Source organism: Pseudomonas cerasi, from assembly GCF_027983475.1.
Lineage (GTDB): Bacteria > Pseudomonadota > Gammaproteobacteria > Pseudomonadales > Pseudomonadaceae > Aquipseudomonas > Aquipseudomonas cerasi.
In genome coordinates this window covers 1,681,046-1,706,650 of sequence record NZ_JAQJVM010000001.1, presented here as the reverse complement: position 1 = coordinate 1,706,650, position 25,605 = coordinate 1,681,046, and the positions used below count along the sequence as shown (strand labels likewise).

The following is a 25,605-nucleotide window of genomic DNA, read 5'->3' as shown; positions in this document are numbered from 1 at the left end:
GAATCGAGTGAAGCGCCCGCTATGCGATCCAATAAACCGGTTGCCCATGTAATGGTGTCGTCATTGATACTTTCGCTGCTTGCCGTCTCGGTTCAGGCAGCGAGCCGTGCCAATGACAATCGTATAAACGGTGTCGACCTGCTCTCCGGGTTCAACACCCTGTGGACGACCGGTGCGACCTGGGACACCGGCACGCCGACTGCCCTCGGTCAGAGCCTGCTGCGACGCAACCTGCAGATCGTGGTCGACCGCGCCAACTCGCGCACGCTGGCGCAGGAAACCGCCGCCTACTTCGATGACCGCCGCGACCAGAGCTACAGCGCCATCAGCGGCCTGGGCTCGCTGAGCGATGCTTACAAAGCCGGCGCGGGCGCGTTCACGACGATCACGCAATTCGACGACAGCAACAAAACCGTCAGGTACGACGACAAGGGCAATGGCGCAGGCAGTTCATCTTCGGCGCTGGGCAAGGTGGTCGACCTGGTCGGTGCCGTGCGCAACGATGCCTCCACGACTCCGGCCAAGTCCCACTATCTGTATCCACGGCCATGGCGGCAGAGCCTCGACGGACAGAGCCTGGCATTCGTCGTCGCGCCGTCCCTGCGGCCGGCCGAAAGCACCACGCCGGCCAGTGACTCGGGCTTCCCCAGCGGGCACACCAACGCTGCCTACCTGTCAGCCTACGCCTTGGCCTACGCGATCCCCGAGCGGTTCAGCGAGTTGATGCTGCGTGCTTCGGAAATCGGCGACAACCGCATCGAAGCGGGCATGCACTCGCCCTTCGACGTGATGGGCGGGCGAATCACCGCGACCTATTTCGCCATCGACAACCTGTCCAATTCCGCCAACACGCAATTGCGCGCCGATGCTCGCGCGCAGGCCCTGGCCTACTTCACCGCTCAGTGCGGCGGCGACGTCAACAATTGCATGACGGCCATCGACCCGGCCACCGATCGCACTTCCCAGCATGCGCAGGACAAGGCGCTGTATACCGCGCGCATGACCTACGGCTTCGACCCGGTCGGTCCGACCAATCTCGCGCCGGTCGTGCCGACCAACGCTGAAGTGCTGCTGGAAACACGTTTCCCGTACCTGGACGCCAGCCAGCGCCGCGAGATTCTGGCGACCACTGAGCTGTCGTCGGGCTACGCAGTGATCGATCAGTCAGGTGGCTACGGTCGCTTGAACCTGTATGCCGCAGGCGATGGTTACGGCGCGTTCAATTCCAACGTCACCGTCAACATGAACGCCAGCCTGGGCGGCTATAACGCCATCGACGCCTGGCGCAACGACATCAGCGGCAGCGGTGCGCTGATCAAGAACGGTACGGGCAACCTGATCCTGACCGGCAACAACACCTACTCGGGCGGCACGCTGATCAACGGCGGCACCCTGACCGGTCATGCCCAGGCCTTCGGCAGCGGCACGATCACCGACAACGCAACGCTGGTGGTCGATCAGTCCACCAACGACACCCTCGCCAACTCCCTGACCGGCAACGGCGCGTTGATCAAACGCGGCGTCGGTTCACTGAACCTGACCGGCAACAGCAGCCTGTCCGGCGCGACCACCGTGCAGGCCGGTCGCCTGGCAGTGAATGGCAACCTCGGCAACTCCATCGTCAGCGTGCAGCAAGGCGCGACGCTGGGTGGCAACGGCACCGTTGGCGGCATCAACGTCGCTCAGGGCGGCGTGGTCGCACCGGGTAATTCGGTCGGGCAGCTGAACGTCAATGGTGACGTCAACCTGGCTCAGGGTTCGGTTTATCAAGTGGAATCGGACGCCAATGGCAATGCCGACCGCATCGTCGCCAGCGGCCGCGCGACGATCAATAACAGCACGCTGTCGCTGGTCGAAGGCGGTAACTGGCTGGCCGCCAGCCGTTACTCGATCATTTCCGCAGCCGGTGGCGTGAGCGGTGCATTTGCCGCCGTGCAAACCAACTTCGCGTTCCTTACCCCGACGCTGAACTACACCGCGACCGACGTAGGGCTGACGCTGGATCGCAACGCACAAACCTTCGCCAGCCTGGCGACCACGCGCAACGCCAAGGCGGTCGCGCAGGGTCTGGACAGCGCGGGCGCAGGCAACGCGCTATGGCGTCAGGTGGTGCAGGACGACGCCTCGACGGCGCAGGCCACGTTCAGCGCGCTGTCCAACGAGCTGCACGCATCGACTCAATCTGCGCTGATCGAAGACAGCCGGCTGGTGCGCAATGCCATGAACGATCGCATGCAACAAGCGCAGTCCACACAGGCATTCGGCAGCACCACACAAACCCTCGCCGGTGATGCCTCGCGTGGTGTGGTGTGGACCCAAGCCATCGGCGCGACCGGCCAGACCGACAGCAGCCGCGACGCCTCGGGCCTGGAAACCCGCACCAGCGGCCTGTTGTTCGGCGCCGACGTACCGCTCGACGACACCTGGCGTGTGGGTGCATTGGCAGGCTTCAGCAACAGCAGCTTCGACCTGCGCCACGCGTCTGGCTCGACCGACAGCGACAACTATCATCTGGGTGTCTACGGCGGCGCGAAATGGGGCCAACTGGGCCTGCGCCTCGGCGCGGTACGCACCTGGCATGAGCTGACCGCCAAGCGTACGCTGGACCTGCCGGGCTCGTCCGAGCACTTCAAGGAAGACTACAAGGCAGCGACCAATCAGGTCTTCGGCGAGCTGGGCTACTCCATCGAAATGGGCAATGCGCTGCTTGAACCCTTCGCCAACCTCGCCCATGTGCGCCTCGACACCGACGCCTTCGACGAGAACAGCAACGCCATCAGCCTGCAGAACAAATCCCAGGACAACCACATCACCTTCAGTACCCTGGGCCTGCGTGCAGCGACCCGCCTGAACGCTGGCAGCGTCGTGATCAAACCCAACGCCACACTGGGCTGGCGTCGCGCCTACGGTGACGTCACCCCGGAAAGCCGCTCAGCCTTCAGCGGCGGCAGCACCTTCGAACTCTCCGGCGCACCGATCGCCCGCAGCGCCGCCGTGCTCGGCGCAGGCGTCGACCTGGGGTTGAGCGATACGCTGAGCGTGGGCCTGAGTTACGACGGTCAGGTGAGTAACGATGCTTCGGATCAGTCGCTGAATGCTCGGGTGACGTTGGCGTTTTAAGGCTGAAGCGGCGGCTGCTCTCTGTAGTGACGGAGAGCAGCCTGCCAAAGTTATCAGGGGGTCTGAGCGCTCTTGCGTTGACCCTCAATTCCATCCAGCTCTAACCCTCTCGTTTTCATTTCCCGGCCTCCCGATCAGCCTCAACAATCGGGGTCGGGAATGGGCTGCGTGCCTTTGCAAACCACCACAGGGCACCCGCCCCGATAACGCTCGTCAGCATGGCGAAACTCAGGATGACCTGGCGAATGCCCAAAGGCGCTGCGAGCAGGGCCACCAGCAAACCCGCCAGAGGCTGCGACAGGTTGTTGAGCAACGTGATCACGCCCACCGTCTTGCCAAAGTCCTGGGGCGGTATCACCCGCTGCCGGAGGGTGCGCATGTAGACGTTGAACATCTTGTCGAAGCCGACGATCAACAGAAACCCCAGCGCATAGCCAATCAGGTTCGGGCTCAGGGCGCTGATGAATGCCCCGATCGCGATCATTAAATACCCGACACCGCCCAGCACCCGCAAAGGCAGCACCACACGGGCCAGGAAGAACAGGATCACGATAGTGGTCACTGCCCCCGCCGCCTGCAGCCCTGCATAGTTATCCTTGCCTGCGCTGTACTCGCCGATGACCATGGCTGCCGAGGTCGCCAGAGTGACGCCGACAATCAGGTTGACCCCTACTGCCAGCGTGATGATCTTTTTCAACTCTGCCAGGCAACGGATATGCCCGAACGCAATCCGCAAGGGCTGCAGCCAGATGTCTTGATGCTGCTCGAACACTTCCAGCTTAAAACGGCCAAGACGTTGCCAAGCCAACATGCAGAGGTCTGCCAGCATGAATAGTCCGGCGGTCAACAGTACGACCCAGTACCAGGCCCACACCTCAAGTATCAGTGCCGCGACCAAGGGCCCGAGAACCAGCCCTGACTGGTCGGCGATCTGGGAATAGGACAACGTTTTGGTGTAGCTGTAGTGCTGAAAGATATGCGGCATGAGCACTTCGCGCGCCATGATGCCTTGCGTGGTCAGCACCCCGCACAATGCCGAGAGAACCACGAGCCATCCAATGCCACCAAAGAGTGCGTAGAACACCATCGCCAGCACGCAGAGCAATGCCCGGTAGACCTGGCTGATGTGCAGAATTCTGATAGGCGAATACTTGTCGCACAACGCGCCGCACAACGGAAACGCGAGAAACCTCGGTAACGATTCGACGAAAAACGCCAGCCCCGCCCATGAAGCGCTGTTGGTGGTCTGGAACACCACCAGCGGCACAATAAACAACAGGATCTGATCCGCCAGCCTGGACAGGAAAAGCGAGATGAAGAAAGCGAGGTAATCCTTGCGCATGAAGAACTCCGTTCAGTACTGGCAGCGCGTGCGTCAGTTATCATCGCTCAGGTCATAATCGGCTTGATACATCGATGCTGATGCGCTCTCTCCTGTCAGCTTGTGGAGAAATACCGATGAACTCATCGCCAAGGTATTCGGCCGTTCTGGCCACTCTGTTGATGGTCCTGCTCGCAGCTTGCAGCGCAGTGCCAGGCACTTCCATGAAAACTGTCGCCGTTGCCCAGTCAGACCCGGGCGAAGGCGGTGTTCCCGCATTTTACACATGGCCGGATAAAGTGCCGTCGACACCGGGCCAACTGCTGCGCTCGGAGCCGCTGACGGCCACGCAGAGCCTTGAGAGTGCCGGACAGAATGTCCGCATCCTGTACACCTCGACAGACGGGCTCAACAACCAGCCAGTCGCAGTGTCAGGAGCCTTGTTCATGCCCAAGGGTGAGCCGCCAAAGGGCGGATGGCCGCTGATGGCGTGGGCGCATGGCACGGTTGGTAGCGCGGACATCTGTGCGCCTTCCTTTGCCGGGCGCAGTGATCGCGACACGCGCTATCTGAATGAATGGCTCGGGCGTGGCTATGCGATTGTGGCTACTGATTACCAGGGTTTGGGCACGCCGGGGCTGCACCCGTTCGGGCTGAGCAGTCCGCTGGCGTATGGTGTGCTCGACAGCGTTCGTGCGGTTCAGAAGGCGGACTTCAATCTGTCTTCGCGGGTGGTTGTGTTCGGGCAGTCGCAAGGTGGCCGTGCCGCTTTCGCAACGGCCGTCTACCAGAAGACTTATGCGCCCGAATTGAACATTGTCGGAGTGGTTGCGACCGGGACGCCGTATCCGATGGCTCAATCGCATGAGAAACATGCCGGACCGGACACCTTCCGCGATCAGGTCACGCCATCGCTGGCCTATAACCTGTTGCGACTGAGTACTGCCGCGCTGATCGACCCGTCGCTGCATCCTGCCGATTACCTGAGCGACCGCGCAAAGCTCGCGTTCGAAACCAGTCAGCGTGAATGCCTGCAAGCCATCGAGCGCAAGGTGGTCGCGGATGGACTGACATTCAACAACAGCTTCAAACGCTCACCCGATAAGGCACTTGATCAGGTCAATCGCCAATCGGACTACCCGACGTTAAAGTCGGACATTCCGGTTTTTATCGGTACGGGAGGCAAGGATGTCATTTCACCTGTTCGCAGCCAGATCGCGCTGGTGAAAGACGCGTGCAAGGTCGGCGACCGCATCGAGTGGCATTACTACCCGCAGCTGGATCACTCGGGAGCGGTGAATGGCTCTCTGCCGGACTCGACGCGCTTTGTCGAGAAAGCGTTTTCGGGGGAGTTTATGGCGGGGAATTGTGGGGCGACGCAGAGCGTCGCACGACAGTGAGATGATCGTTCCTCACGCTCCAGCGCAGGAATGCCTTGCGTGACGCTCCGCGTCACAGGTCTGCGCCGCGCCATATGCTCAAAAGAGGACGCAAAGCGTCCAGAACGGCATGCGACGCGGAGCGTCGCACGATAGTGATGTTATCGTTCCTCACGCTCCAGCGCAGGAATGCCTTGCGTGACGCTCTGCGTCACAGATCTGTGCCGCGCCACATGCTCGAAAGAGGACGCAGAGCGTCCAGAACGGCATGCGACGCGGAGCGTCGCACGATAGTTAGATTACGCACGACACTCAGAGGGTCAGAACGCAGGCAGTACCGCGCCATCGTACTTCTTGTTGATGAAGTCTTTGACTTCCTGGCTGGTCAACGCTTTCGACAGTTTTTCGATGGCGTCGGTGTGAGCGTTGTCTTCGCGGGTCACGAGGAAGTTCACGTACGGCGAATCGGCACCTTCGATGATCAGCGCGTCTTTCTTCGGATTGAGCTTGGCTTCCAGCGCGTAGTTGGTGTTGATCAAGGCAAGGTCAACCTGCTTCAACGCACGTGGCAGTACAGCCGATTCCAGCTCGCGGAACTTGAAATTCTTCGGGTTGGTTGCGATGTCTTTCGGCGTGGACAGGGCGTTGGTCGGATCCTTCAGGGTGATCAGGCCACCTTTTTGCAACAGCAGCAGTGCGCGGCCTGCGTTGCTGCCTTCGTTTGGAATGGCGATGGTTGCGCCTTCAGGCAAATCAGCCAGCTTCTTGTACTTGCTGGAGTAGCCGCCGAACGGTTCGACGTGTACGCCCACGCCAGTCACCAGATTGGTGCCTTTGCCCTTATTGAAGCCATCCAGATAAGGCTTGGTTTGAAAATAGTTGGCATCCAGGCGTTTTTCGCTCAATTGAACGTTTGGCTGCACGTAGTCAGTGAAGACCTTGATTTCCAGGTCCACGCCTTCTTTGGCCAGGGTCGGCTTGATCAGCTCAAGGATTTCCGCGTGCGGTACTGGCGTCGCGCCGACGACCAGCTTTTCACCTGCGTGAGCCAGGCCAATGGAGAACACAGCCGCCAGAGCGGTCAGCAAAAACGTCTTTTTCATGCAATGTCCTTAACGAAAATCCGAGAGCGTCATCTAGAAATGACACCTTATTATTCAATGGTTTGTCACAGCTATCCGAACCCTGCGACATCACGCTGACATTACCGGTGTTTTATATTCCGATAAAATACTTTTTAATCGAGTGCTTATGCTTTTTTGCATCAGCATCTACTCTACCTCATCAGGACCGTGCTGGGGCGCGCTCAAGCAGGACGCCGCGCCAGCTCTGAGGTGACTGTTTCAAGCAGTTGCCTGAGCGCGGACAGCTGCCTGCGATCACCACCATCGAGCAATAGCTGCGTCTGGCGCTCGATCAGCGTGAACGGATCGGCGATGTTCGGCAGATTGATATCTTCAGCCCGAATTTCATCACCGCTGCTGACCAGCAAGGCAAAGTGAATGACGTTCTCGAGTTCACGGGTATTACCGGGCCAGCTGTGAGCCTCCAGCGTGCGCTGCGCATCCTCGCTGATCAATTGCACCGGCAGATTCAGACGCTGGCTGTAGATCCCGACAAAATATTCGGCCAGCGGCAGGATGTTGCCCGGCTGCTCGCGCAACGCCGGCAGATCGAGGCGGCCCTCGCTGAGGTAGTGATAAAGCCGCTCGTGGAATTTGCCGGCAGCCACGGCCTGCGCCAGATCGATACTGGTGGCTGCGACCAGACGCACATCGACCGGGCTCGGCTGCTGCGCGCCCACTCGCGTGACTTCGTGATTCTCAAGCGCCGCGAGCAGCTTGACCTGAATCGGCAACGGCAGGTCGCCGATTTCATCCAGATACAAGGTGCCACCGTTGGCCGAGCCAAACCAGCCTGCGCGGCTGCTGACCGTCCCACTGTGGGCTCCGGCGGCGTAGCCGAACAATTCGGCGTCGGCATAGGTCGGGCTGATCGCACCGCAGTTCACCGAAACGAATAAACCCGAGCGATCACTGCCGCGATGAATATGCCGGGCCAGCAACTCCTTGCCGGTCCCGGACTCGCCACGGATCAGTACCGGTAGAGAACGGGGAGCCAGTTGCTCCATTTCTTCACGCAATCGGCGCGAGCGTGGGTCAATGAACACCAGCGCCTTGGCGCGAATGCTCAGTGGGCTTTTTTCCGCATCGGGAAAGGTCAGCAGCGGCTGGCCGAAGTTTTCGTGAAGACTCATGGCACACTCCCGCCTGAGCCCTTGCGATGGCTCAAGCGTTTAAAAAGACAGGACCCGGAGAGTCCGATAAATAGGCTGCCCGGTCATGCGCGACGACGCGCGTGTTGCTCCAGACGGTTTTGCAGCCGGTACAGGTAGGCGAACCCCTGCTCCCAGCGCTGATGACCGGACTTGACGTTGATATGCCCGGCCTGACTCAGAAACCCGACTTCCGCGCCCCAGTGACGGGCCATTTCCATGGCGCGCTGGGAGCTGACCGCAGGGTCGTTGTCAGAGCTGACAATCTGCGTCGGAAACGGCAACAGATCAGCAGGGATCGGCGCGAAATTACGCAACGCAGGCGGGCAATTCGGACGCTCGACGTCGGCCGGTGCCACCAGTAGCGCGCCCTGCACCTGACGCAAGGTTTCCAGCGGCGCAAGTTGAGCCCAATGCGCGACGGTGACGCAACCCAGGCTATGAGCGATCAGGATCACGGGGGTGTCGTGCGCAGCAATCGTGCGCTGCAACTCGCCGACCCAGTCTTCACGACGAGGCTTGAGCCAGTCGGCCTGTTCCACACGTGTGCTGTTGGGCAGGCTGTTCTGCCAGTGGGTCTGCCAATGATCATCAGGAGACCCCTGCCAGCCTGGCACGATCAGATACCGGATCGACTCGTTATGCATGGATTCGCCTCCTGCATGTATGCGTTCATGAGACGAGTATAGGGATGGAAGTTATATTCGCTAAGGAATAAGAAGCTATTTGTTAATTTCCAAAACGAATATCAGCCAATAGACAAAAAAAGAGGCCACTCCCTGCCTTCGAGGAACGGCCTCTAATAAAAATCACTTTCAGGGCAAAGACTATCCGTACTTCGTTACAGGATTACGACGGCCTCAGGTTGCAGGCACAGTACGCGGGCTCTGCTCGCCCGCAGGCAGCGGTACCGGCTCGTCGTACTGCGGGACTTCACGGGCAACGTTCCACACCACAATCGCAGCGACGATGTCGAAGATTGCCAGCACCACGAACAGCGGGCTGTAGCCGATTTTGGTGACCAGCACGCCGAACACCATGGTGAACGCCGCCGCCCCGAAAAAGCCGAACATTCCGCCCATCCCGGTCGCTGTGGCCACCTCGTTCTTGCCGAATGAATCCGAGGTGATCGAATACAGCGCGCCCGACAGGGTCTGGTGGGCAAAACCGCCGATGCACAGCAAGGCAATGGCGGTGTAGGGGCTTTCGACCAGCCCGATGCACGCCGGCCCGATCATGCAGGAGCAGCCGAACAGCATGACCATCTTACGCGAGGTGAACAGTGACACCTTGCAGTACTTGTGGAACAGCGGGCTGAGGTAGCCGCCCAGTACGCAGCCAATGTCAGCCGCCAGAAACGGCAGCCAGGCGAACATCGCGACTTCCTTGATGTTCATGTGGCGCTCGGTCATCAGGTACAGCGGGATCCACGCATTGAAGGTCTGCCAGGCAGGCTCGGAGAGGATTCGCGCCGAAGCAATCGCGTAGAAATTACGGTTTTTGAACAGTCGCTTCCAACTGCCTTTCCGGGCAGGTGCATCCTTCAGACGCGCTTCCTGGCCGCTGAGGATGTAGTCGCGTTCGGCATCGCCCAGACGCTTCTGATCGCGCGGATGCTTGTACAACAGCAGCCACAGGCCGCTCCACACAATGCCAAGACCGCCGACAATCAGGAACGCCAGCTCCCAGCCACTCTGCAGAATGGCCCAGACCACCAGCGGGGGTGCAAGCAATGCGCCGAACGACGAGCCAATGTTGAACCAGCCGATGGCGACCGAGCGCTCTTTGGCCGGAAACCATTCGGTGGTCGCCTTGACGCCTGCCGGCAGCCCCGCGGCTTCGGTCAGGCCGAGCATGCCGCGGAAGATCGCCAGACTCTGCCAGCCGGTTGCGAATGCGGCGGCAGCACAGGCGGCAGACCAGGCGATGGCGAAAATCGCAAAGCCCATCTTGGTGCCGATCGCGTCGATGATGTAGCCCGCAACGGGCTGCATGATGGCATAGCACAATTGCCAGGCGACCACGATGTGCGCGTACTGCTCGGTGGAGATGCTCAGCTCGCTCATGAGCGTCGGTGCTGCGACAGACAGCGTATTGCGTGCCAGGTAGTTGACGACCAGGCCGGCCGTGACCAGCCCCACCATCCACCACCGAATACCTTTTATCTTCATCTCTTCACCCTGTTTATTTTTAGATTGGCGATGAGCGTCCCGCGGCCAAGGCCGTGAGGCGGCTGGTTTTATGTAACTTCAGGTTACGGTTTCTTCAGAAGACTTTTAGGCGCTTTCTGCCGACGATCATGCGTAAAAACAGATTTTTCGCACGAGGAGCATGCCTTTATGGCCTGAGAATTCAGACTGATCATGAGGTTGTTACTCTTTGAATTATTTTTGTGGTTGTAATTTTATTCGAGTCTTATGTTGTCGTACAACATGGAGAACTTATAGTCATTTGCCATTCCAGTGTCAAATGACAGAAACGCTCTGACCTTCATCAGCATGGGCTGGCGACGTGTTGAGAAGGGAAGGAGCGTTTTCGCGTTATACGACGACTGCGCAATTGGCGACTGCTGATAGCTCGTTTGGGCCTATGGGGGACTGCTCAGCGATTAGAGCGCGAACTATTTTCTATGTGACGGCAAGAAACGCGTCCTGGCACTTGCACAACTGTCACAAATGCTCTCATTCTTGGTGACGGCGTCAGGCAATGGAGTTGCCCGGTGGTGCCTTGTCGGCACCGGCCTGCTGCCGAAGTCACTTTATGCCAGGAAGAGGCGTCCGCATGCCTGAGCCAAGCAGTCTCGCCAGCTGGACCCCCGCTCTGCGCAAGCAGCTCATTGCCTTGGGTATGGACAGCGATGCGTTGTGCCGAAGCGCGGGTATTGACCTGAACAGGCTGAGTGAACCCGATGCGCAATTCTCGCCGGATGTCACCGCCGCGCTCTGGCAACGCGCAGTGCAAGCCAGCCTTGACCCAGCCCTGGGTTTGCGTGTTTCACGCTTTGTCAGCCCGACGGCGTTTCATGCGCTGGGCTACACGCTTGTCGCCAGCGGCTCGTTGCGCGAGGTTTTCGAGCGCATCGTACGTTACCGCTCGATGGCCGAGGACTCTCTGGAGCTGGATTTCAGAACAGTCGGCGAGCGTTATGAATTCCGCTTCGGTACGCCGCCATCCTGTCAGTCACCGGTTCATGAGCTGCTGGATGCATTTGCCGCCATTTACGTACGCACCTGCCGCAACCGGCTAGGCCGGGGCTATGCGCCGCTCGCCGTGCACCTGCAACGTCCGGCACCCGAGGATCCGCAGCCCTGGCACGACCTGTTTCGTTCACCGGTCACGTTTGCGGCGCAGGAGAACCTGCTGGAGTTTGGCGGTGATCAATTCGACAGCCATCTGGATGACGGGCCGGTACAGCTGAACGGCCAGGAATCCCAAGGAGATCCGTTACCGTCACTGATCTGGGAACAGCGCGTACGCTCGGCCATCGAAACCCTGCTGCCGGACGGCGAGCCCACCGCCCAAAGCATCGCCGAAGCCCTGCACCTGAGCACGCGCAGCCTGCAGCGCCATCTGGCCGACGAGGGCTGCTGCTATGACCTGCTGCTCAATCAATGCCGCCAGAACCTGGCGCTGCTGCACATGAACGATCAGCAAAGCTCGCTGAGCGAAATCGCCTACCTGCTGGGCTTTTCCGACACCGACTGCCTGAGCCGCGCCTTCAAACGCTGGACCGGACTGACGCCAGAACAGTACCGCAGCGGCGTGGTGCGTTGAGCATTGTCAGGGACACACCATCGTGCCCATGCTGCGCGTCCACTCTTGATCAAGCGGCGCAGCGCAGATCCATGATGCAGAGCGTCACGACAGGCATTCACACGCTGGAGCGTGAGGAACGATAGGTGTCTGGGGGATCGCGAGCGTAACGTGCCCGGAAGAACACCATCGTACCCATGCTCCGAGCAGGTATGTATTGGCTTCTAGTGTGCTTCGATCCGCGCCAGCTCGGGCAGGTCCCCCGACAACCCCAGCGCCTCGCGCACGAACAGCGATTTGGCTTCGGGCATGCGGTTGACCATTTTCAGGCCGGTATTGCGCAACCAGCGCAAGGGCAGCGGGTCGGCCTGGAACAGGCGTTCGAAGCCTTCCATCGCGGCCATCAGCGCGAGGTTGTGCGGCATGCGGCGGCGCTCGTAACGGCCCAGCACACGCAGGTCAGACCAGCGCTCGCCACGCTTTGCAGAATGGGTCAGTACTTCCGCCAGCACTGCGGCGTCGAGGAAACCGAGGTTCACGCCCTGCCCGGCCAGCGGGTGAATGGTGTGTGCCGCATCGCCAATCAACGCCAATCCGCTGGCAACGTAACGCTTGGCGTGACGCTGACGCAGCGGCACGCACAGGCGGCTATCGGCAGACAGCACCTGGCCCAGTCGCCCTTCGAATGCCTGCTCCAGTTCGCGGCAGAACAGGTCATCCTCCAGCACCATCAGGCGCTCGGCTTCGGCAGGTGTGACTGACCAGACGATGGAGCACCAGTGCTCGTCCTCGCGTTCCAGCGGCAGAAAGGCCAGCGGCCCGTCATCGGTGAAACGCTGCCAGGCGGTTTTTCTGTGGGGATCGGCGGTACGCACACTGGTGACGATGGCGTGATGCAGGTAATCCCATTCACGCGTCGGCGTTTCGGTCAGGCGGCGCACAGCGGAATTCGCACCGTCGGCGGCCACCACCAGCGGTGCGCGCAGCTGACGACCATCGGCCAGGGTCAGCAGCCAGTCATCGCCGGAGTGACGCATCTGTTCAAGCCGCGCATTGGCCAGCAGACCGATGTCGCTGGCATGCAGGCGGTCGAGCAGCGCGTCCTGCACCACACGATTTTCGATGATATGGCCCAGCACGTCGGCATGCACGCTGGAGGCCGAGAAGTGAATATGCCCGGTGCCGCTGCCGTCCCAGACGTGCATATGCGCATACGGGCTGATGCGCCGGGCTGCGATGCCTTCCCACACACCCAGACGCTGAAGGATTCGCTGGCTGGCCGCCGACAGGGCGCTGACCCGCGGCTCGAAGCCCGACTGTTGATCAAATGGCTCGACGCTCAGCGGTCCACCGTCGACCACCAGCACATCAAGGCCGCTGCCCTGCAATGCCAAGGCAAGGGCACTGCCGACCATTCCGGCTCCGACAATCAGCACATCTGCGCGCGTTTCCATGGTCAAACCGTTCTCGCTTGCGGCCGAAGCCCTGTGTTTAAAGTGTGTGATTCACACATCGGATCGAGTCCCCAACCCCATGGCCTGGCGGGCAAACCAGCGCTTGGCGGCGGGCAGCAGGTCGAGGCCGAGCAACCCGACGTTACGCCCGGTGGCAACCGCCGACCGGGAGCTGCCGAACAGGCGTGTCACCTTGTCGGAGAAGCCCACGGTCAATTGCTGATCCTGACGCTGACGCTCACGGTAGAGCTGCAGAGTCGACAACTCACCGGGCGGCGCGGCGCTGTCCAGCAGCGTCCCGGCCAGTGCATCGGCGTCACGCAAGGACAGATTGAACCCCTGCCCGGCGACCGGATGCAGGCTGTGCGCCGCATTACCCAGAATCACCAGATGCGAACGCACCTGCTCTTCGGCCTCGATCAGCGCCAGGGGGTAGACATGCCGTGCACCGACCTGACGCAGCGTGCCCAGGCGATAGCCAAACACGCCCTGCAGCTCTTCCAGAAAACTGCGGTCGTCCAGCTCGGCTAGGCGCTGGGTATCGTTGCCCGGACGCGTCCAGACCAGCGCACAGCGGTTTTCCGGCAATGGCAGCAGCGCCATCGGCCCGTCCTCGGTGAAACGTTCGAACGCCTGCCCGCAGTGAGCTTCGCTCGGCGTGATATTGGCAATCAGCGCATGCTGATCGTAGGGCCGTTGCCGCACCCCGATACCCAGCTGCTCGCGCAGACTGGAGCGGCCGCCGTCGGCCAGCACCGCCAGGTCACAGTCCAGCTCGCTGTCGTCACTCAGGCTCAGGCGATAACCGTCGGCCAATGGCTGCATGTGTTTGACCTCGGCCGGCACACGCCAACTGACCACATCACGATCCAGCCCGGCCCACAGAGCCTGACCGAGCCAGGCGTTTTCGACTACGTAGCCGAGCGCCGGAACGCCCTCTTCAATCGCAGACAGGCGAGTGGCGCCGAAGCGACCACGGTCCGACACCTGGATTTGCAGGATCGGCTCGGCGCGTCGGGAAATCTGCTGCCAGAGGCCAATCCGTTCATAGATGCGTCGCGAGCCGAACGACAGTGCCGAAGAACGCGCATCGTAACTGGGCTGCCAGGCCTCACCCGGCGCGAAGGGTTCGATGAGCACGATTTTCCAGCCGCGCGCCTTGGCACCAGCCTGCAGCGACAACGCAAGGCTTGCACCGACCAGCCCGCCGCCGACGATGGCGATATTGAAGCGGCTCATGCGACCTGTTCCTGTGCAGCCGCCATCAGCGCCTCGATCTCGGCGACGGTCTTGGGCACGCCGCCGGACAGAATTTCACACCCCTGCCTGGTCACAACCACGTCATCCTCGATTCGCACACCAATACCTCGCCATTTCTTCGCGACTTCCAGGTTGTCGGGGGATATGTAAATCCCGGGTTCAACGGTCAGCGTCATGCCGACCTCCAGTACGCGCCACTCGCCGCCGACCTTGTATTCGCCTACGTCGTGCACATCCATGCCCAGCCAGTGCCCGGCACGGTGCATGTAAAACATTTTGTAGGCTTCGCTTTCGATCAGCTCGCCAACGTCGCCGCGCAGCAGGCCCAGTTCGACCAGCCCGGCGGTAATGACCTTGACCGTCGCCTCGTGTGCCTGGTTCCAGTGCTTGTCGGGGCCGATGGCCTCGAAGGCCGCATGCTGGGCCTTGAGCACCACCTCGTAAATGGCTTTCTGCTCGGGGGAAAACCTGCCGCTCACCGGAAAGGTACGGGTGATGTCGCTGGCATAGCAGTCGATTTCGCAGCCGGCGTCGATCAACACCAGATCACCGTCCCTGAGCACCGCGTCGTTCTGCTGATAATGCAGGATGCAACCGTTGCGCCCCGAGGCAACGATCGAGCCGTAGGCAGGCATCTTCGAACCGCCCTTGCGAAACTCGTAGTCCAGTTCGGCTTCCAGGCTGAACTCGTGCAGCCCGGCGCGGCAGGCCTGCATCGCACGCACGTGAGCCCGCGCCGAAATATCTGCCGCGCAACGCATGACTTTGATTTCCGCAGCGGACTTGTACAGGCGCATGTCGTGCAGCAGATGGTCCAGCGCCACGAACTCCTTGGGCGGCTCGGCACCGAGGTGCGCTTTGGAGCGAATCACGTTGATCCAGTCCATCAGGTGCCGGTCGAATTCGGGATTGCTGCCCATCGCCGAATACACCCGATCCCGGCCTTCGATCAGGCCGGGCAGGATTTCATCGATGTCATTGATGGGAAACGCATCGTCTGCACCGTACTCACGGATCGCGCCTTCCTGGCCTGCGCGCAGACCTTCCCACAGCTCGCGCTCGGGATTGCGCTCGCGGCAGAACAAGACGTACTCGCCGTATTCACGACCGGGGATCAGCACCACCACCGCTTCCGGCTCGGGAAAGCCGCTCAGGTACTGAAAGTCACTGTCCTGCCGGTAGACGTGCTCGACGTCACGATTGCGAATGGCAACCGCAGCGGCCGGCAGGATGGCAATGCTGTCCGGCTCCATCTGAGCCATCAGAGCCTTGCGGCGGCGGGCGTATTCGGACTTAGGGATCTGAATCATGGGCAGCAGCGTCCTGATGGAGTCCACCGGCTCGCGCTATGGCACGCGCAGGCCGGTGTCGCAGTGATCGGCTATCAGTGCAGTGAAGGCTTGGGTTGCGGCGCGGACGGCTCGTTGAATTCAGTGAACAGCAGCAGCGGCGCTACGCGCATGTACTCCATGACTTCCATGTAGTCGGTTTCGCCGTCTTCGGACTCTTCCAGCGCGTCCTGAACCTGCGCAATCGCCGCCAGATCCTCAAGAACGGCCTTGGCCTCTGTACCCAGCGGCTTGTCACCGATGTTCAGACCGAAGCCTGTCAAAAATCCCTGACACCATTGGCCCAGCGCAGCAGCGCGCTCGGTCAGTGGTTCGTCGTCGCCCGGCAGCAACAGCACAACGGTCATGTCGTCGCCGGTGAGCTCGCCCTTGACCATCTCTTGCAGACCGATGAGCGCCTGACGGATATTGTCTTGCGGCTCGGTTTCCAGCAGTTGCGACGCGTCGGCGAACCAGCCTTCGTTGTCGAAACCGGCAGCTGCGCAACTGCGCCCCAGCAACAGGCCATGCAGCTCGGCAGGAGATACCTGGTGACCGCCACTGTTGAGCAGAGTGGCGAACGCTTTGTACGGAGAATTCTGAATGGGCATGGGTAGCTAGTCGCCAAACGGCGCAATGTCTAGAATGAAGGCCTTGTATCCTAGACTATCCGCGCGACAAGATCACCCGGACGGTGGTTCGAGCTTGAGCACAAGCATCGCTCCCCCTGCCATTCATCAGAAAGTATTCAGTGGAAAACAATGGAAGACACCGACCTGCAAGCGCTGATGAAACGTGTGGAGCTGCTCCTGAAGTATGCCGAGCAACTTAAAGGCCAAAACGCACTCTTATTAGCTCAGGAAAAGACCTGGCGCGAGGAACGTGCCCAACTGATTGAAAAAAACGAAATCGCCCGGCAGAAGGTCGAGTCAATGATTTCGCGCCTTAAAGCCCTGGAGCAAGACTCATGAGCAATGGCAACAGCGTTACCGTTCAGATCCTGGACAAGGAATATTCGATCATCTGCCCTCAGGAAGAGCGCACCAACCTGGTCAGCGCCGCCCGCTACCTGGATGGCAAGATGCGTGAAATCCGCAGCAGCGGTAAAGTCATCGGCGCCGATCGCATCGCCGTGATGGCCGCTCTCAACATCACTCACGATCTGCTGCACAAGGAACATCTGCCTGACGTACAGACCAGCGGTTCAACCCGCGAACAGGTCCGCGATCTGCTCGACAAGGTCGATCTGGTGCTGGCGACAGACACGCCCGGCACACCGGATTCAACTCGGGGCTGATTATTGCGGGGCATTTCTGTATACTCGCGCTGCTCCCTGGAGTGCTTGCCAGTCGGTCATGTCCCTGAGCCGATACGCACAACCACGGGGGTTGCACGTTGGGGTTGGTGTGCATGTCCGCTCGACGGAAAGCCTTAAAACCTCCTGCAATCTCCACCTTGAACTTTCGGGTTCAAGGGCTAAACCGACAGCGGTTCGTCGGGGAGTCCATATTCGGTCAGTTGCCAGCCCCGTTGTCTGGCAACGACGACCCCGCTCAAGCTTCAACCTCCTTTCCGGATCAGCCTGCATGACCTCCTGCTCATGATCAGCGCCCAGTCACTTACACGTCCGCAATTGCGCCGCCAGCTACGCAAGGCACGCAAAGCCTTGAGCCGCAGCCAGCAACGCGAAGCCGCACGGGATATTTACCGTCAACTGGCGCAGCACCCACTGTTTCGACGTGCCCGACATGTTTCGCTGTACCTGCCGATGGATGGTGAGATCGACCCGCGGCTGTTGCTGCGCGAAGCCCAGCGCCGCGGCAAGGCAACCTATCTGCCGGTGCTCAACGCATGGCCGCGCACCCGCATGGTTTTTCAGCGCGTGCGTCCCGGCGAGACATTCATCCCCAACCGTTTCCGCATCCCCGAGCCGCGCATTGACCGGGCAAAACAGCGCACTATATGGGCGCTCGACCTGATTCTGATGCCGCTGGTAGGTTTCGATGACGAAGGCGGTCGCCTCGGCATGGGCGGAGGTTTCTACGACCGCAGCCTGGCGTACTTGGCGCGCAGAAAGACCTGGCGCAAACCGGTGTTACTGGGACTGGCTCACGAGTGTCAGAAAGTGGATCGACTGGCGCAGGCCAGTTGGGATGTACCGCTGCAAGGCACGGTATCGGATAAAGGCTGGTATGTGACGCAGACACTCTGATCGTTCAGCCAACAGGGCAATCAACGATCAGAGTACAAGCAGGGCTCAATGCCTGCCGGGGACTTTTTGCTGCTGCTGAGTGATCTCGACTGGAGCGTCATCCTTGGTGGACCACAAGCTCTGTGCATAACCGGTTGTCACGACACCCAAGCCAAACAAAATAACCAGAATCCAGAGTAAATCAGGCTTGCGTTTCATTGACTGCCCTCCTTAGGCAAATCAATACGATGTCAGCATCGGTTTTTGTATAGGCCGTGCAGCAGCGTGGAACTTTAAAGGGCGGCATTTTGCGGTAACGTGAACCAGTACGCAAATAGTGGCGCGAACCGATTGTCGGTTTGTCATCAAGCCATTCGAAATACCGTGAACTTTTTGTCTGTGGAGTGAGCACAATGGCCTATTGGCTGATGAAGTCCGAGCCTGATGAATTCTCGATCAGCGACCTGCAACGACTGGGCAACGCTCGCTGGGACGGGGTGCGCAACTATCAGGCGCGTAATTTTCTGAGAGCCATGACCGAGGGCGACGCGTTCTTTTTCTACCACTCCAGTTGCCCGGAGCCGGGAATCGCCGGCATCGCCAAAATCGCCAGGTCAGCCTATCCGGACCCCACCGCACTGGACCCCGAGAGCCACTATCACGACGCCAAGGCCACAGAGGAAAAGAATCCGTGGAGTGCCATCGACGTCGAGTTCGTGGAGAACTTCAAGCGCGTGCTGGGGCTGGGCTATCTCAAGCAACAAAGCCAGCTGGAGCAACTGCCTCTGGTACAGAAAGGCAGCCGGCTCTCGGTGATGCCGGTCACCGCCGAGCAATGGGCGGCGATACTGGCACTGCGCTGACGGACGTTATTGAACGATGAAGTTATTGAACAGCAGGTCTTCGACAATCGGCTTGCCTTCTTCATCGTTCATAACGCGCTGAACCTGCTTGAGTGCCTCCTGACGAATGTTTTCCTTCGCTTCGGCGCTGCTCATGGAATCAACGGTCTGCTGAGTGAACAGCGAAACCAGTTGATTGCGGATCAGTGCATCATTGCGCTTCACGGCGGCCTCGGCGTCGGCACCGGTCACACGCAAGGAAATGTCAGCCTTGTAGACACGCAGCTTGGGGCCGCCATCGAGCGCGTAGTTACCCACGAACGGAGGCGTCAGCGAGACATAAGCCGCCTTGGGCGCACCACCTTCTTCCTTGGCTTCCTCTTGCGCCATGACAGGCAATGACAAGGCCAGCAACATCAGAATCCACGCTTTCACAGTTCACTCCTTAATACGGTTTGCCACGTAGCTTACAGCTTATGTGTGCTTATCAGGCAGGGCCATGCTTGTTGACCCGGGAACCCGCTTAACTGACTTTATCGGCCATTACCGGAAAAGGAATAGCCCGATGAAAGCCCTGTTATGCAAAGCCTTCGGTCCTGCCAGCACACTGGTGCTCGAAGACGTCCCCGGCCCCGCGATCAAAAAGAACGAAATTCTGCTTGAAGTGCGCGCCGCCGGGGTCAACTTTCCCGACACCTTGATTATCGAGGGCAAATACCAGTTCAAGCCCCCCTTCCCGTTCTCACCGGGTGGTGAGGCCGCAGGCGTGATAGCCGCCGTCGGGGAAAACGTCAGCCACCTGAAACCCGGAGACCGTGTCATGGCGCTCACCGGCTGGGGCAGCTTTGCCGAACAGGTCGCCGTTCCCCACTACAACGTACTGCCGATTCCGCAGGGCATGGACTTCACCACGGCGGCCGCATTCAGCATGACCTACGGCACCTCCATGCACGCGCTCAAACAACGCGCCAACCTGCAAGCGGGAGAAACCCTGCTGGTGCTCGGCGCATCCGGCGGCGTCGGCCTGGCCGCCGTGGAAATTGGCAAAGCCCTCGGCGCCCGCGTCATCGCCGCCGCCAGTAGCGCGGAAAAACTTGAAGTCGCCAAAAACGCAGGCGCAGACGAACTGATCAATTACAGCGAAACCAGCCTCAAGGACGAAGTAAAACGTCTCACCAACGGCAACGGCGCCGACGTGATCTACGACCCGGTCGGCGGCGACCTTTTCGACCAGGCCATCCGCGCCATCGCCTGGAACGGTCGCCTGCTGGTCGTCGGCTTCGCCAGCGGCCGCATTCCGGAACTGCCCGTCAACCTGACCCTGCTCAAGGGCGCCTCGGTGGTCGGCGTGTTCTGGGGCTCGTTTGCGCAGCGACAACCGCAGGACAATGCGGCGAACTTCAAGCAGCTGTTTGCGTGGTTTGAAGAAGGGAAATTGAAGCCGCTGGTGTCGACGGTTTATCCGCTGGAAAGGGCTGGGGAGGCGATTGATTTGTTGGGGGGGCGCAGGGCTGTGGGGAAGGTGGTGGTGTTGGTTGGCAAAGCCTGAAACTCACGCAAATACACGCGAGATTCCCTGACATGGGGATGCGATCCAAGCGAAGCTTCGCTTGCTCGCGAAGGCGTATTCACAGGGCAACAAACATTTTCGTTGCCATGCTCGCTCACGCTTCTCTGGAGACTCCGCGTCCAATCTTGAATGTGCATCATGGAGCGAATGGTGACGCGGAGCCTTACGAAAGGCATTCCCGCTGACGCGTGCGAGACGAGAGATATCCGTCGGCTGTACCGACGTCTTCGTGAGCAAGCTCACTCCCACAAGTACGCGGCACTCACGCTGTCCGTGACTGAAGCTTTGTACGCACCGAGAAGAAATCCTCACACTGCTCGCATAGCCTTCTTTATTAGAAGGTAAACGCGAAAATATATAAACCACTAAGGCAGCATCTTCAAATAATCACAGTGACTTTAGTGCAGGCAGTAAATTTGCGAGCTTACTAAACACTATAAATCAGGAAGTTGGCACATCACCCATACATAATTATGGCTTTTCAGAAAAAAGCCTTTGTTAGCCTATCGTCATACAAAAAAAAGGAAATTGTATGAGCGAAAATAACAGTAACGATGACCCTCCGGAAAAAAACATCCTGGTAGACCGTGGTATTCCAATGCGCCCGGATTCGGATTTATCAAAAAACTTTCATATCGGTGCGGAAAGCAACGGCAGCAATTCCGGTTGGAACATTGGAGTCGTTGGTAGCGGCAATGGACCCAGCACTACCGGCCTAGGCCCAGGCCGCGGTCGCCGAAGAGGTATCACTAATAAACAGCTGAGACGTCTATTAAGGCAACAAGAGGCAGAGGCGCATGCGTTGGCACAGCGGCAAGCAGCAGAACACGCGGCTCATCTCGCACGAGTAGAAGCCGAGGCGCATGCTCGGGCAATGGCGGAAGCCGCCGAGCGAGAGCGCGTTGAAGCGCAGGTGCGCGCACAGGCCGAAAAAGATCAGGCACATCGACAGGCTCTTGAAACGCTGACAGCGTCCTATCCCTCGTTACAATCTGGATTGGCACAAAACTACTTACTGGCTTCTGCATCGCTGCCGAATGATCTTCAAAAAGAAATAGCGTCAGGTCATGATCTAAATGCTGATCCCCCACGCGACGAGCAGGCTCTTGAGCTTATACTTCAGAAAAAAACCAGGGTTAACTATTTACTTGCAATCAAACAACCGTTACTGGACGAGCGTCGCGCTCAGGCTCTGAGTCTCACCGGTCAAGAACTTGACCATGCTACACAAAAAGACCACCTGAACTATCTGGTGTACTACAGCCAGGGTGATCCGCCACGTGTGCAGCAGGCCCATGAAGCGTGGGTAAACGCTTTATCTCAAACCTACGAAGCAAAGCTTCTTGCCGAGTCGGTCACGCTGCTCAATGAACAATCAGCAGCGCTTTCCATGCGCCATGCTGAACTGTCGCTGGCCAATAAACCGGCGAGTCAGGAAGCACGACAGGCCGCTGGCATCGACAAGTTGTGGTCAGTTATTGCCCCCGCGTCAACCACCACCGCAGCACCAGGCATCAGAACCGTTGCGACCAACATCGCGAAGGATCAACTCATCAGGATTGCGACCAGAACATTGGGCAGCAATCTGGTTACGTTGCTGGCGATGTATCCACAACCGTTGGGCGACGCAGAACTGCCGCCCGCCGTTATCGCCACACCTCTGTCGCAGCTCAACCTGCCGCCGCATATCGATCTGCACTACCTTGCCAGCGTCAAGGGCACGCTGGATGTCCCTCATCGACTGACATCCGATGAAGCTGGCACAAGCGGCGCTACACGCTGGGTAGCTACGGACGGTGTGAAAGTTGGTACCAAGGTTCGCGTAAGAACTTTCACCTATAACGCACAGAACAATTCCTACGAGTTTATCCGTGACGGGGAATCGACACCGGCACTGATATGGACGCCAATAGCACGACCGGCGGACAGCTCGACAAGCTCACCCGCAGGACCACCCGCTTTGCCGGTAAATCCAGGCAACGTGGTAACACCTTTTGTACCCGAGCTTGAAGCTTACCCGGCGATTGATCGAGATGATCCTGATGATTACATTCTCATATCGCCGATTGATTCAGGGCTGCCGAATAGCTACCTGCTGTTCAAGGACCCGAGGTCGATTCCGGGGGTTGCGAGTGGGCATGGCGAGGCGGTGACAGCTACCTGGCTGAGAGGGCCGACGGCAAGCCAACCAGCGCCGATTCCTTCCAGTGTTGCGGAAAAGCTGAGTGGGCGACCATTCGCAAGCTTTGCCAAGTTAAGGGAAGCGATCTGGTTAGAGGTATCAAAAGACCCGGAGTTGAGCCGACATCTTGGGGAATTAAGCCGTATTGAGGTATCAGATAAACGTGCACCTCTTGTCAGGGCAGCAGATAGGGTAGGTAAACGTGTGAAATATGAAATCCATCACAAACACTGGATTAGCGAAGGCGGAGCAGTTTACGACTTGGACAATTTGGTAATCATGACGCCGAAAGACCATATTCAAGCTCACAGGAAAAACCAATGAAACTCAAATCTCAATTGAGCGACTATACCGAAGCTGAGTTCATGGAAATCCTGAACGAACTTTTTAACGGCGTAAGCGCAACCAAAGAAAATGCTGAAGAATACGTCATTAGCCTTATCGATCACGTTGCAGAAGTGACTGAACATCCAGAAAAATCAGATTTATTGTGTTATCCACCCGAAGGCCGGGAGGATAGCGCTGCAGGGGTTATGAAAGAAATAAAAGAGTGGCGAGCAAAAAATGGCAAGCCGGGCTTCAAAGAGTAAGAGCCCCATACACAAACAGCTCTAACACTATAAAAAAGGAAATCATCCATGGAAGAATTACATCATCACCTCCAGCAATTACCTGGCTTTCTGCAAGCCGAGCTTGCGGCTCACGTCGGCGACTGGAACGGAACACGTTACATCGATATAACCGACAAACACATACACGCTATCAATCATCTGGTTGCCAGCAAACGCGCTCCCTTGCAACAGGACCACATCGACAATTCGTATTTTTTGTGGGGCACTGATCCCTGGGATAAATCGTCTCTTGAGTTAAACGCACAGATGCGGGGTATGCCAGGCGGGGTGCCTACTGATTTTTACTATATGACGGGAGACGCCCGTTTTCATATGGAGAGCATCCGCTTTCTAAACGAACTCAAAGGCAATCTCGAATCGCTGCATGCTCGGCTGATAGAACAGGAACGCGAGTATAACGAGCGCATGGCCCAAGAAGCCGCACAACGCCAAGCCGAAGAAGAAGCGCGCGCGCGAGCCGAGGCGGAAGAGGCGGCTCGCCGACTCGCGGAAGAACATGCTGCGCAGCAGCGAGCTATAGAGGCAGCGTTCCAGCTTGCACAGCGTCAGGTCGAAGAAGCCGAGCACGCATTGGCCCTACGCAACGCCGAGGAAGCTCGCGCTAAAGAGGCCGAATCCAACCGAGCGATAGAGATGACGTTCGGGCCTGAGGCGTCGCGAGAAATCGATAATGCGATCAAGGTGCTGAGGGGCACTATCGAAATCGCGATCACCGACTTCTCGAATACGATCAGCGCTCACGGGGCGTTCGATATGAGTCAGCTTGAAGCGATTCAAAATATGAGCGCGACTCACTAACCGCTCACCAACAGTGCGGGGACCAAGGCAATAATGCTTTGGTCCCCGCATTTCGCTAACGCGCCCTCCCTTACAACGCCTTCCTCACATTCTCCGGCAAATAATCAACATACCTGCGCATCGGATTTTTTTGGCATTGAGCGACAATACCCGGCGTCGCTTCCAGCAGCTCAAGAACCAGGGCCTGACGCTCGTCCAGAGTGAGAAACTGCTCTACGACCGGACTGCTCGACAGGTACAGTTCTGTGCGCATCAGCGCATCCGGCTTGACGTCCTTGCGCCATTTGCGTCCCTCGAACATTTCCGTATTCAGCTGCCAGCACAACACCTGCTTCAGCTCGACATTGGCTGTCAGCGGCGGGTTGACATGTGGCCGCCCTGTGAAATTGAACGTGACCGTAACTGCTTCGCCCTCGGGGTGAGAGGCCGGCGGCTGCCAAGGTTCGAAGACCCACTGTTCGACAGCACTTCGGGTCAGGCTGATGAGCCTCGGATCGGGCGCCCCCAGCACTTCCAGGAAGCGCACGCGTCCATCGGCCTGAATGAAAACCCTGATGCTGACACTGCGTTTTACGGAGGAACGAAGCATTGATGTCGGATAGCCCGGCTCAGGCATATGCAACGGCACCGGATACGACGGCAACGCCTGTGCTCCCCCCGCCCAAAGCAACCCTGTAATCATCATGCAACCCAGCACGCGGCTCATTCGCCGCCCTCCGCTTGCTCGGCCAACCCGACCATCAACGCCTTGATCGGCGCTGGCAGATAGTCGCCATACAGACGATCGGGATTGCTTCGGCAATTGCTGACCATCATCGGTATCGCGGCGCCCAGTTGCTCAAGCAAGACCTGGCGTTGCGGCTCGCTACGCAGGTGGGCAACATGGCTGCCGAACAGTGCCTGCCCGGTGTGCCAGAACACGTCGACCTTGCTCAGCGGTTCCTTGGGATAGTACTGGCGGGCGGATTTCACTTCGTCGTTCAGGTAGCCGCAGCGGATGTTGCCCAGGCCCACGGTCACTTCGGTATTGAAGCGCCGATAGCCGTGGGAATCAAAAATGACGGGCACGGTGATCGTGGTCATGGGCGGTGCGCCGACTGTTCCGACCCAGGGTTTATAGCGCCATTGGCGGAGTGCCTGCTCCACTGCTGCGGCGAGCTGCGGATGCCCGCTCTCGATCGCCCTAGCTTCACGAACCTGCCCGTCGGATTTGATCCACAGCTGGGCGCGGACCTTGCCTGCGTAGCGGGTCTTGACCAGCTCAGGCGGAAAAACCGGTGTCGGCGTGTATATCGGCACCAGAAATGGCTCTGCAGCGCCTACGTGAGGGGCCAGTGATGCGGCAATCATGAACGCGGTCATTCTCATTGTTGTAGGGGCTCATCGTCGTGGTGCACCTCCAGGGCGCAGTGATGACGATGGTAAGAACCTGCCGACATATCAGTCAGCACACGACTTCCGGTACGCCTGTAGGACCCATCCCAAATACTTGAAACACCT

At 59.1% G+C, this 25,605-nt stretch carries 24 protein-coding genes and 1 other RNA gene; 12 read left to right on the top strand and 13 right to left on the bottom strand.

The genetic code is table 11. From position 1 onward, the window contains the following. Positions 1-21: 21 nt before the first annotated feature. A complete protein-coding gene (locus PI739_RS07420) occupies positions 22-3,120 on the top strand; it encodes an autotransporter domain-containing protein (RefSeq protein WP_054081241.1) in 3,099 nt (1,032 codons plus the stop codon). 115 nt (positions 3,121-3,235) lie between these two features. On the opposite strand, the gene PI739_RS07415 is transcribed toward PI739_RS07420, so the two are convergent. Next, complete coding sequence (locus tag PI739_RS07415) at positions 3,236-4,462, bottom strand: MFS transporter (protein ID WP_054081240.1); 1,227 nt, start codon at positions 4,460-4,462, stop codon at positions 3,236-3,238. A 116-nt stretch (positions 4,463-4,578) separates the two neighbouring features. On the opposite strand from PI739_RS07415, the gene PI739_RS07410 reads away from it, so the two are divergent. Continuing rightward, complete coding sequence (locus tag PI739_RS07410) at positions 4,579-5,841, top strand: lipase family protein (RefSeq protein WP_054081239.1); 1,263 nt, start codon at positions 4,579-4,581, stop codon at positions 5,839-5,841. A gap of 299 nt (positions 5,842-6,140) precedes the next feature. Here the strand turns inward: PI739_RS07410 and PI739_RS07405 are convergent, their stop codons facing one another. The 4 genes from PI739_RS07405 to PI739_RS07390 form a co-directional block, all read right to left on the bottom strand. Next, entirely contained in the window at positions 6,141-6,923 is a 783-nt protein-coding gene (locus PI739_RS07405) for a MetQ/NlpA family ABC transporter substrate-binding protein (RefSeq protein ID WP_003365877.1), read from the bottom strand. Between the two features lie 203 nt (positions 6,924-7,126). Continuing rightward, entirely contained in the window at positions 7,127-8,077 is a 951-nt protein-coding gene (locus PI739_RS07400; protein ID WP_054081238.1) for a sigma 54-interacting transcriptional regulator, read from the bottom strand. 83 nt (positions 8,078-8,160) lie between these two features. Next, positions 8,161-8,742 carry an alpha/beta hydrolase gene (locus PI739_RS07395; RefSeq protein ID WP_003365875.1) on the bottom strand — a complete coding sequence of 194 codons (582 nt, stop codon included), beginning with the start codon at positions 8,740-8,742 and terminating at the stop codon, positions 8,161-8,163. Between the two features lie 213 nt (positions 8,743-8,955). Beyond that, positions 8,956-10,239 (bottom strand): MFS transporter, encoded by a 1,284-nt coding sequence (locus tag PI739_RS07390; RefSeq protein ID WP_003432295.1) that lies wholly within the window; start codon positions 10,237-10,239, stop codon positions 8,956-8,958. Between the two features lie 637 nt (positions 10,240-10,876). Between PI739_RS07390 and PI739_RS07385 the strand changes: the two genes are divergently transcribed. Then, positions 10,877-11,869 carry an AraC family transcriptional regulator gene (locus PI739_RS07385; RefSeq protein WP_003365871.1) on the top strand — a complete coding sequence of 331 codons (993 nt, stop codon included), beginning with the start codon at positions 10,877-10,879 and terminating at the stop codon, positions 11,867-11,869. Between the two features lie 203 nt (positions 11,870-12,072). Here the strand turns inward: PI739_RS07385 and PI739_RS07380 are convergent, their stop codons facing one another. The 4 genes from PI739_RS07380 to PI739_RS07365 all read right to left on the bottom strand — a co-directional run bounded on the left by PI739_RS07380 (position 12,073) and on the right by PI739_RS07365 (position 16,501). Then, the gene (locus PI739_RS07380) at positions 12,073-13,302 is read right to left on the bottom strand and encodes a 2-octaprenyl-3-methyl-6-methoxy-1,4-benzoquinol hydroxylase (protein WP_054081237.1); all 1,230 of its coding nucleotides are present in this window, start codon (positions 13,300-13,302) and stop codon (positions 12,073-12,075) included. A gap of 51 nt (positions 13,303-13,353) precedes the next feature. Further along, on the bottom strand, positions 13,354-14,541 hold the full coding sequence (ubiH, locus tag PI739_RS07375; protein WP_054081236.1) for a 2-octaprenyl-6-methoxyphenyl hydroxylase: 1,188 nt from the start codon (positions 14,539-14,541) through the stop codon (positions 13,354-13,356). Then, positions 14,538-15,872 (bottom strand): Xaa-Pro aminopeptidase, encoded by a 1,335-nt coding sequence (gene pepP / locus PI739_RS07370; RefSeq protein ID WP_054081235.1) that lies wholly within the window; start codon positions 15,870-15,872, stop codon positions 14,538-14,540. Before pepP ends, ubiH begins: the two co-directional genes overlap by 4 nt. A 74-nt stretch (positions 15,873-15,946) precedes the next feature. Beyond that, a complete protein-coding gene (locus PI739_RS07365) occupies positions 15,947-16,501 on the bottom strand; it encodes a YecA/YgfB family protein (protein ID WP_003432285.1) in 555 nt (184 codons plus the stop codon). Positions 16,502-16,651: 150 nt separating this feature from the next. On the opposite strand from PI739_RS07365, the gene PI739_RS07360 reads away from it, so the two are divergent. From PI739_RS07360 to PI739_RS07345, 4 genes are all read left to right on the top strand, one after another. After that, positions 16,652-16,861 carry a TIGR02449 family protein gene (locus PI739_RS07360; protein WP_002551573.1) on the top strand — a complete coding sequence of 70 codons (210 nt, stop codon included), beginning with the start codon at positions 16,652-16,654 and terminating at the stop codon, positions 16,859-16,861. Next, positions 16,858-17,187, top strand: coding sequence for a cell division protein ZapA (locus PI739_RS07355; protein ID WP_003317331.1), 330 nt, complete (start codon positions 16,858-16,860; stop codon positions 17,185-17,187). Before PI739_RS07360 ends, PI739_RS07355 begins: the two co-directional genes overlap by 4 nt. Before the next feature lie 30 nt (positions 17,188-17,217). Next, positions 17,218-17,396: non-coding RNA, 6S RNA (gene ssrS / locus PI739_RS07350), on the top strand. A gap of 94 nt (positions 17,397-17,490) precedes the next feature. After that, positions 17,491-18,102 carry a 5-formyltetrahydrofolate cyclo-ligase gene (locus PI739_RS07345; RefSeq protein ID WP_003365861.1) on the top strand — a complete coding sequence of 204 codons (612 nt, stop codon included), beginning with the start codon at positions 17,491-17,493 and terminating at the stop codon, positions 18,100-18,102. A 45-nt stretch (positions 18,103-18,147) separates the two neighbouring features. On the opposite strand, the gene PI739_RS07340 is transcribed toward PI739_RS07345, so the two are convergent. Continuing rightward, a complete protein-coding gene (locus PI739_RS07340; protein WP_003317333.1) occupies positions 18,148-18,300 on the bottom strand; it encodes a hypothetical protein in 153 nt (50 codons plus the stop codon). A gap of 194 nt (positions 18,301-18,494) precedes the next feature. Between PI739_RS07340 and PI739_RS07335 the strand changes: the two genes are divergently transcribed. Then, positions 18,495-18,944 carry an EVE domain-containing protein gene (locus PI739_RS07335; protein WP_003365859.1) on the top strand — a complete coding sequence of 150 codons (450 nt, stop codon included), beginning with the start codon at positions 18,495-18,497 and terminating at the stop codon, positions 18,942-18,944. A 6-nt stretch (positions 18,945-18,950) separates the two neighbouring features. Here the strand turns inward: PI739_RS07335 and PI739_RS07330 are convergent, their stop codons facing one another. Next, positions 18,951-19,358 carry a flagellar basal body-associated protein FliL gene (locus PI739_RS07330; RefSeq protein ID WP_003365857.1) on the bottom strand — a complete coding sequence of 136 codons (408 nt, stop codon included), beginning with the start codon at positions 19,356-19,358 and terminating at the stop codon, positions 18,951-18,953. 130 nt (positions 19,359-19,488) lie between these two features. On the opposite strand from PI739_RS07330, the gene PI739_RS07325 reads away from it, so the two are divergent. The 4 genes from PI739_RS07325 to PI739_RS07310 all read left to right on the top strand — a co-directional run bounded on the left by PI739_RS07325 (position 19,489) and on the right by PI739_RS07310 (position 24,105). After that, positions 19,489-20,472, top strand: a complete 984-nt coding sequence (locus PI739_RS07325) for an NADPH:quinone oxidoreductase family protein (RefSeq protein ID WP_074806610.1) — start codon at positions 19,489-19,491, stop codon at positions 20,470-20,472. 895 nt (positions 20,473-21,367) lie between these two features. Beyond that, positions 21,368-22,999, top strand: a complete 1,632-nt coding sequence (locus tag PI739_RS07320) for a pyocin-S2/colicin E7-DNase domain-containing protein (protein ID WP_054081336.1) — start codon at positions 21,368-21,370, stop codon at positions 22,997-22,999. Next, complete coding sequence (locus PI739_RS07315; RefSeq protein WP_054081233.1) at positions 22,996-23,265, top strand: bacteriocin immunity protein; 270 nt, start codon at positions 22,996-22,998, stop codon at positions 23,263-23,265. Before PI739_RS07320 ends, PI739_RS07315 begins: the two co-directional genes overlap by 4 nt. 48 nt (positions 23,266-23,313) lie before the next feature. Then, complete coding sequence (locus PI739_RS07310) at positions 23,314-24,105, top strand: hypothetical protein (protein WP_054081232.1); 792 nt, start codon at positions 23,314-23,316, stop codon at positions 24,103-24,105. Between the two features lie 70 nt (positions 24,106-24,175). On the opposite strand, the gene PI739_RS07305 is transcribed toward PI739_RS07310, so the two are convergent. Both PI739_RS07305 and PI739_RS07300 read right to left on the bottom strand, forming a co-directional pair. Beyond that, complete coding sequence (locus PI739_RS07305) at positions 24,176-24,811, bottom strand: energy transducer TonB (RefSeq protein ID WP_024661631.1); 636 nt, start codon at positions 24,809-24,811, stop codon at positions 24,176-24,178. After that, a complete protein-coding gene (locus PI739_RS07300) occupies positions 24,808-25,473 on the bottom strand; it encodes an energy transducer TonB (protein WP_408637167.1) in 666 nt (221 codons plus the stop codon). The genes PI739_RS07305 and PI739_RS07300 overlap by 4 nt, the downstream gene beginning before the upstream one ends. Positions 25,474-25,605: the final 132 nt, after the last annotated feature.

Coding starts and splice junctions, on each gene's coding strand:
- PI739_RS07420 (WP_054081241.1), top strand. CDS start 22: ATGCGATCCAATAAACCGGTTGCCCATGTAATGGTGTCGTCATTGATA.
- PI739_RS07415 (WP_054081240.1), bottom strand. CDS start 4,462: ATGCGCAAGGATTACCTCGCTTTCTTCATCTCGCTTTTCCTGTCCAGG.
- PI739_RS07410 (WP_054081239.1), top strand. CDS start 4,579: ATGAACTCATCGCCAAGGTATTCGGCCGTTCTGGCCACTCTGTTGATG.
- PI739_RS07405 (WP_003365877.1), bottom strand. CDS start 6,923: ATGAAAAAGACGTTTTTGCTGACCGCTCTGGCGGCTGTGTTCTCCATT.
- PI739_RS07400 (WP_054081238.1), bottom strand. CDS start 8,077: ATGAGTCTTCACGAAAACTTCGGCCAGCCGCTGCTGACCTTTCCCGAT.
- PI739_RS07395 (WP_003365875.1), bottom strand. CDS start 8,742: ATGCATAACGAGTCGATCCGGTATCTGATCGTGCCAGGCTGGCAGGGG.
- PI739_RS07390 (WP_003432295.1), bottom strand. CDS start 10,239: ATGGTGGGGCTGGTCACGGCCGGCCTGGTCGTCAACTACCTGGCACGC.
- PI739_RS07385 (WP_003365871.1), top strand. CDS start 10,877: ATGCCTGAGCCAAGCAGTCTCGCCAGCTGGACCCCCGCTCTGCGCAAG.
- PI739_RS07380 (WP_054081237.1), bottom strand. CDS start 13,302: ATGGAAACGCGCGCAGATGTGCTGATTGTCGGAGCCGGAATGGTCGGC.
- ubiH (WP_054081236.1), bottom strand. CDS start 14,541: ATGAGCCGCTTCAATATCGCCATCGTCGGCGGCGGGCTGGTCGGTGCA.
- pepP (WP_054081235.1), bottom strand. CDS start 15,872: ATGATTCAGATCCCTAAGTCCGAATACGCCCGCCGCCGCAAGGCTCTG.
- PI739_RS07365 (WP_003432285.1), bottom strand. CDS start 16,501: ATGCCCATTCAGAATTCTCCGTACAAAGCGTTCGCCACTCTGCTCAAC.
- PI739_RS07360 (WP_002551573.1), top strand. CDS start 16,652: ATGGAAGACACCGACCTGCAAGCGCTGATGAAACGTGTGGAGCTGCTC.
- PI739_RS07355 (WP_003317331.1), top strand. CDS start 16,858: ATGAGCAATGGCAACAGCGTTACCGTTCAGATCCTGGACAAGGAATAT.
- PI739_RS07345 (WP_003365861.1), top strand. CDS start 17,491: ATGATCAGCGCCCAGTCACTTACACGTCCGCAATTGCGCCGCCAGCTA.
- PI739_RS07340 (WP_003317333.1), bottom strand. CDS start 18,300: ATGAAACGCAAGCCTGATTTACTCTGGATTCTGGTTATTTTGTTTGGC.
- PI739_RS07335 (WP_003365859.1), top strand. CDS start 18,495: ATGGCCTATTGGCTGATGAAGTCCGAGCCTGATGAATTCTCGATCAGC.
- PI739_RS07325 (WP_074806610.1), top strand. CDS start 19,489: ATGAAAGCCCTGTTATGCAAAGCCTTCGGTCCTGCCAGCACACTGGTG.
- PI739_RS07320 (WP_054081336.1), top strand. CDS start 21,368: ATGGCGGAAGCCGCCGAGCGAGAGCGCGTTGAAGCGCAGGTGCGCGCA.
- PI739_RS07315 (WP_054081233.1), top strand. CDS start 22,996: ATGAAACTCAAATCTCAATTGAGCGACTATACCGAAGCTGAGTTCATG.
- PI739_RS07310 (WP_054081232.1), top strand. CDS start 23,314: ATGGAAGAATTACATCATCACCTCCAGCAATTACCTGGCTTTCTGCAA.
- PI739_RS07305 (WP_024661631.1), bottom strand. CDS start 24,811: ATGAGCCGCGTGCTGGGTTGCATGATGATTACAGGGTTGCTTTGGGCG.
- PI739_RS07300 (WP_408637167.1), bottom strand. CDS start 25,473: ATGAGAATGACCGCGTTCATGATTGCCGCATCACTGGCCCCTCACGTA.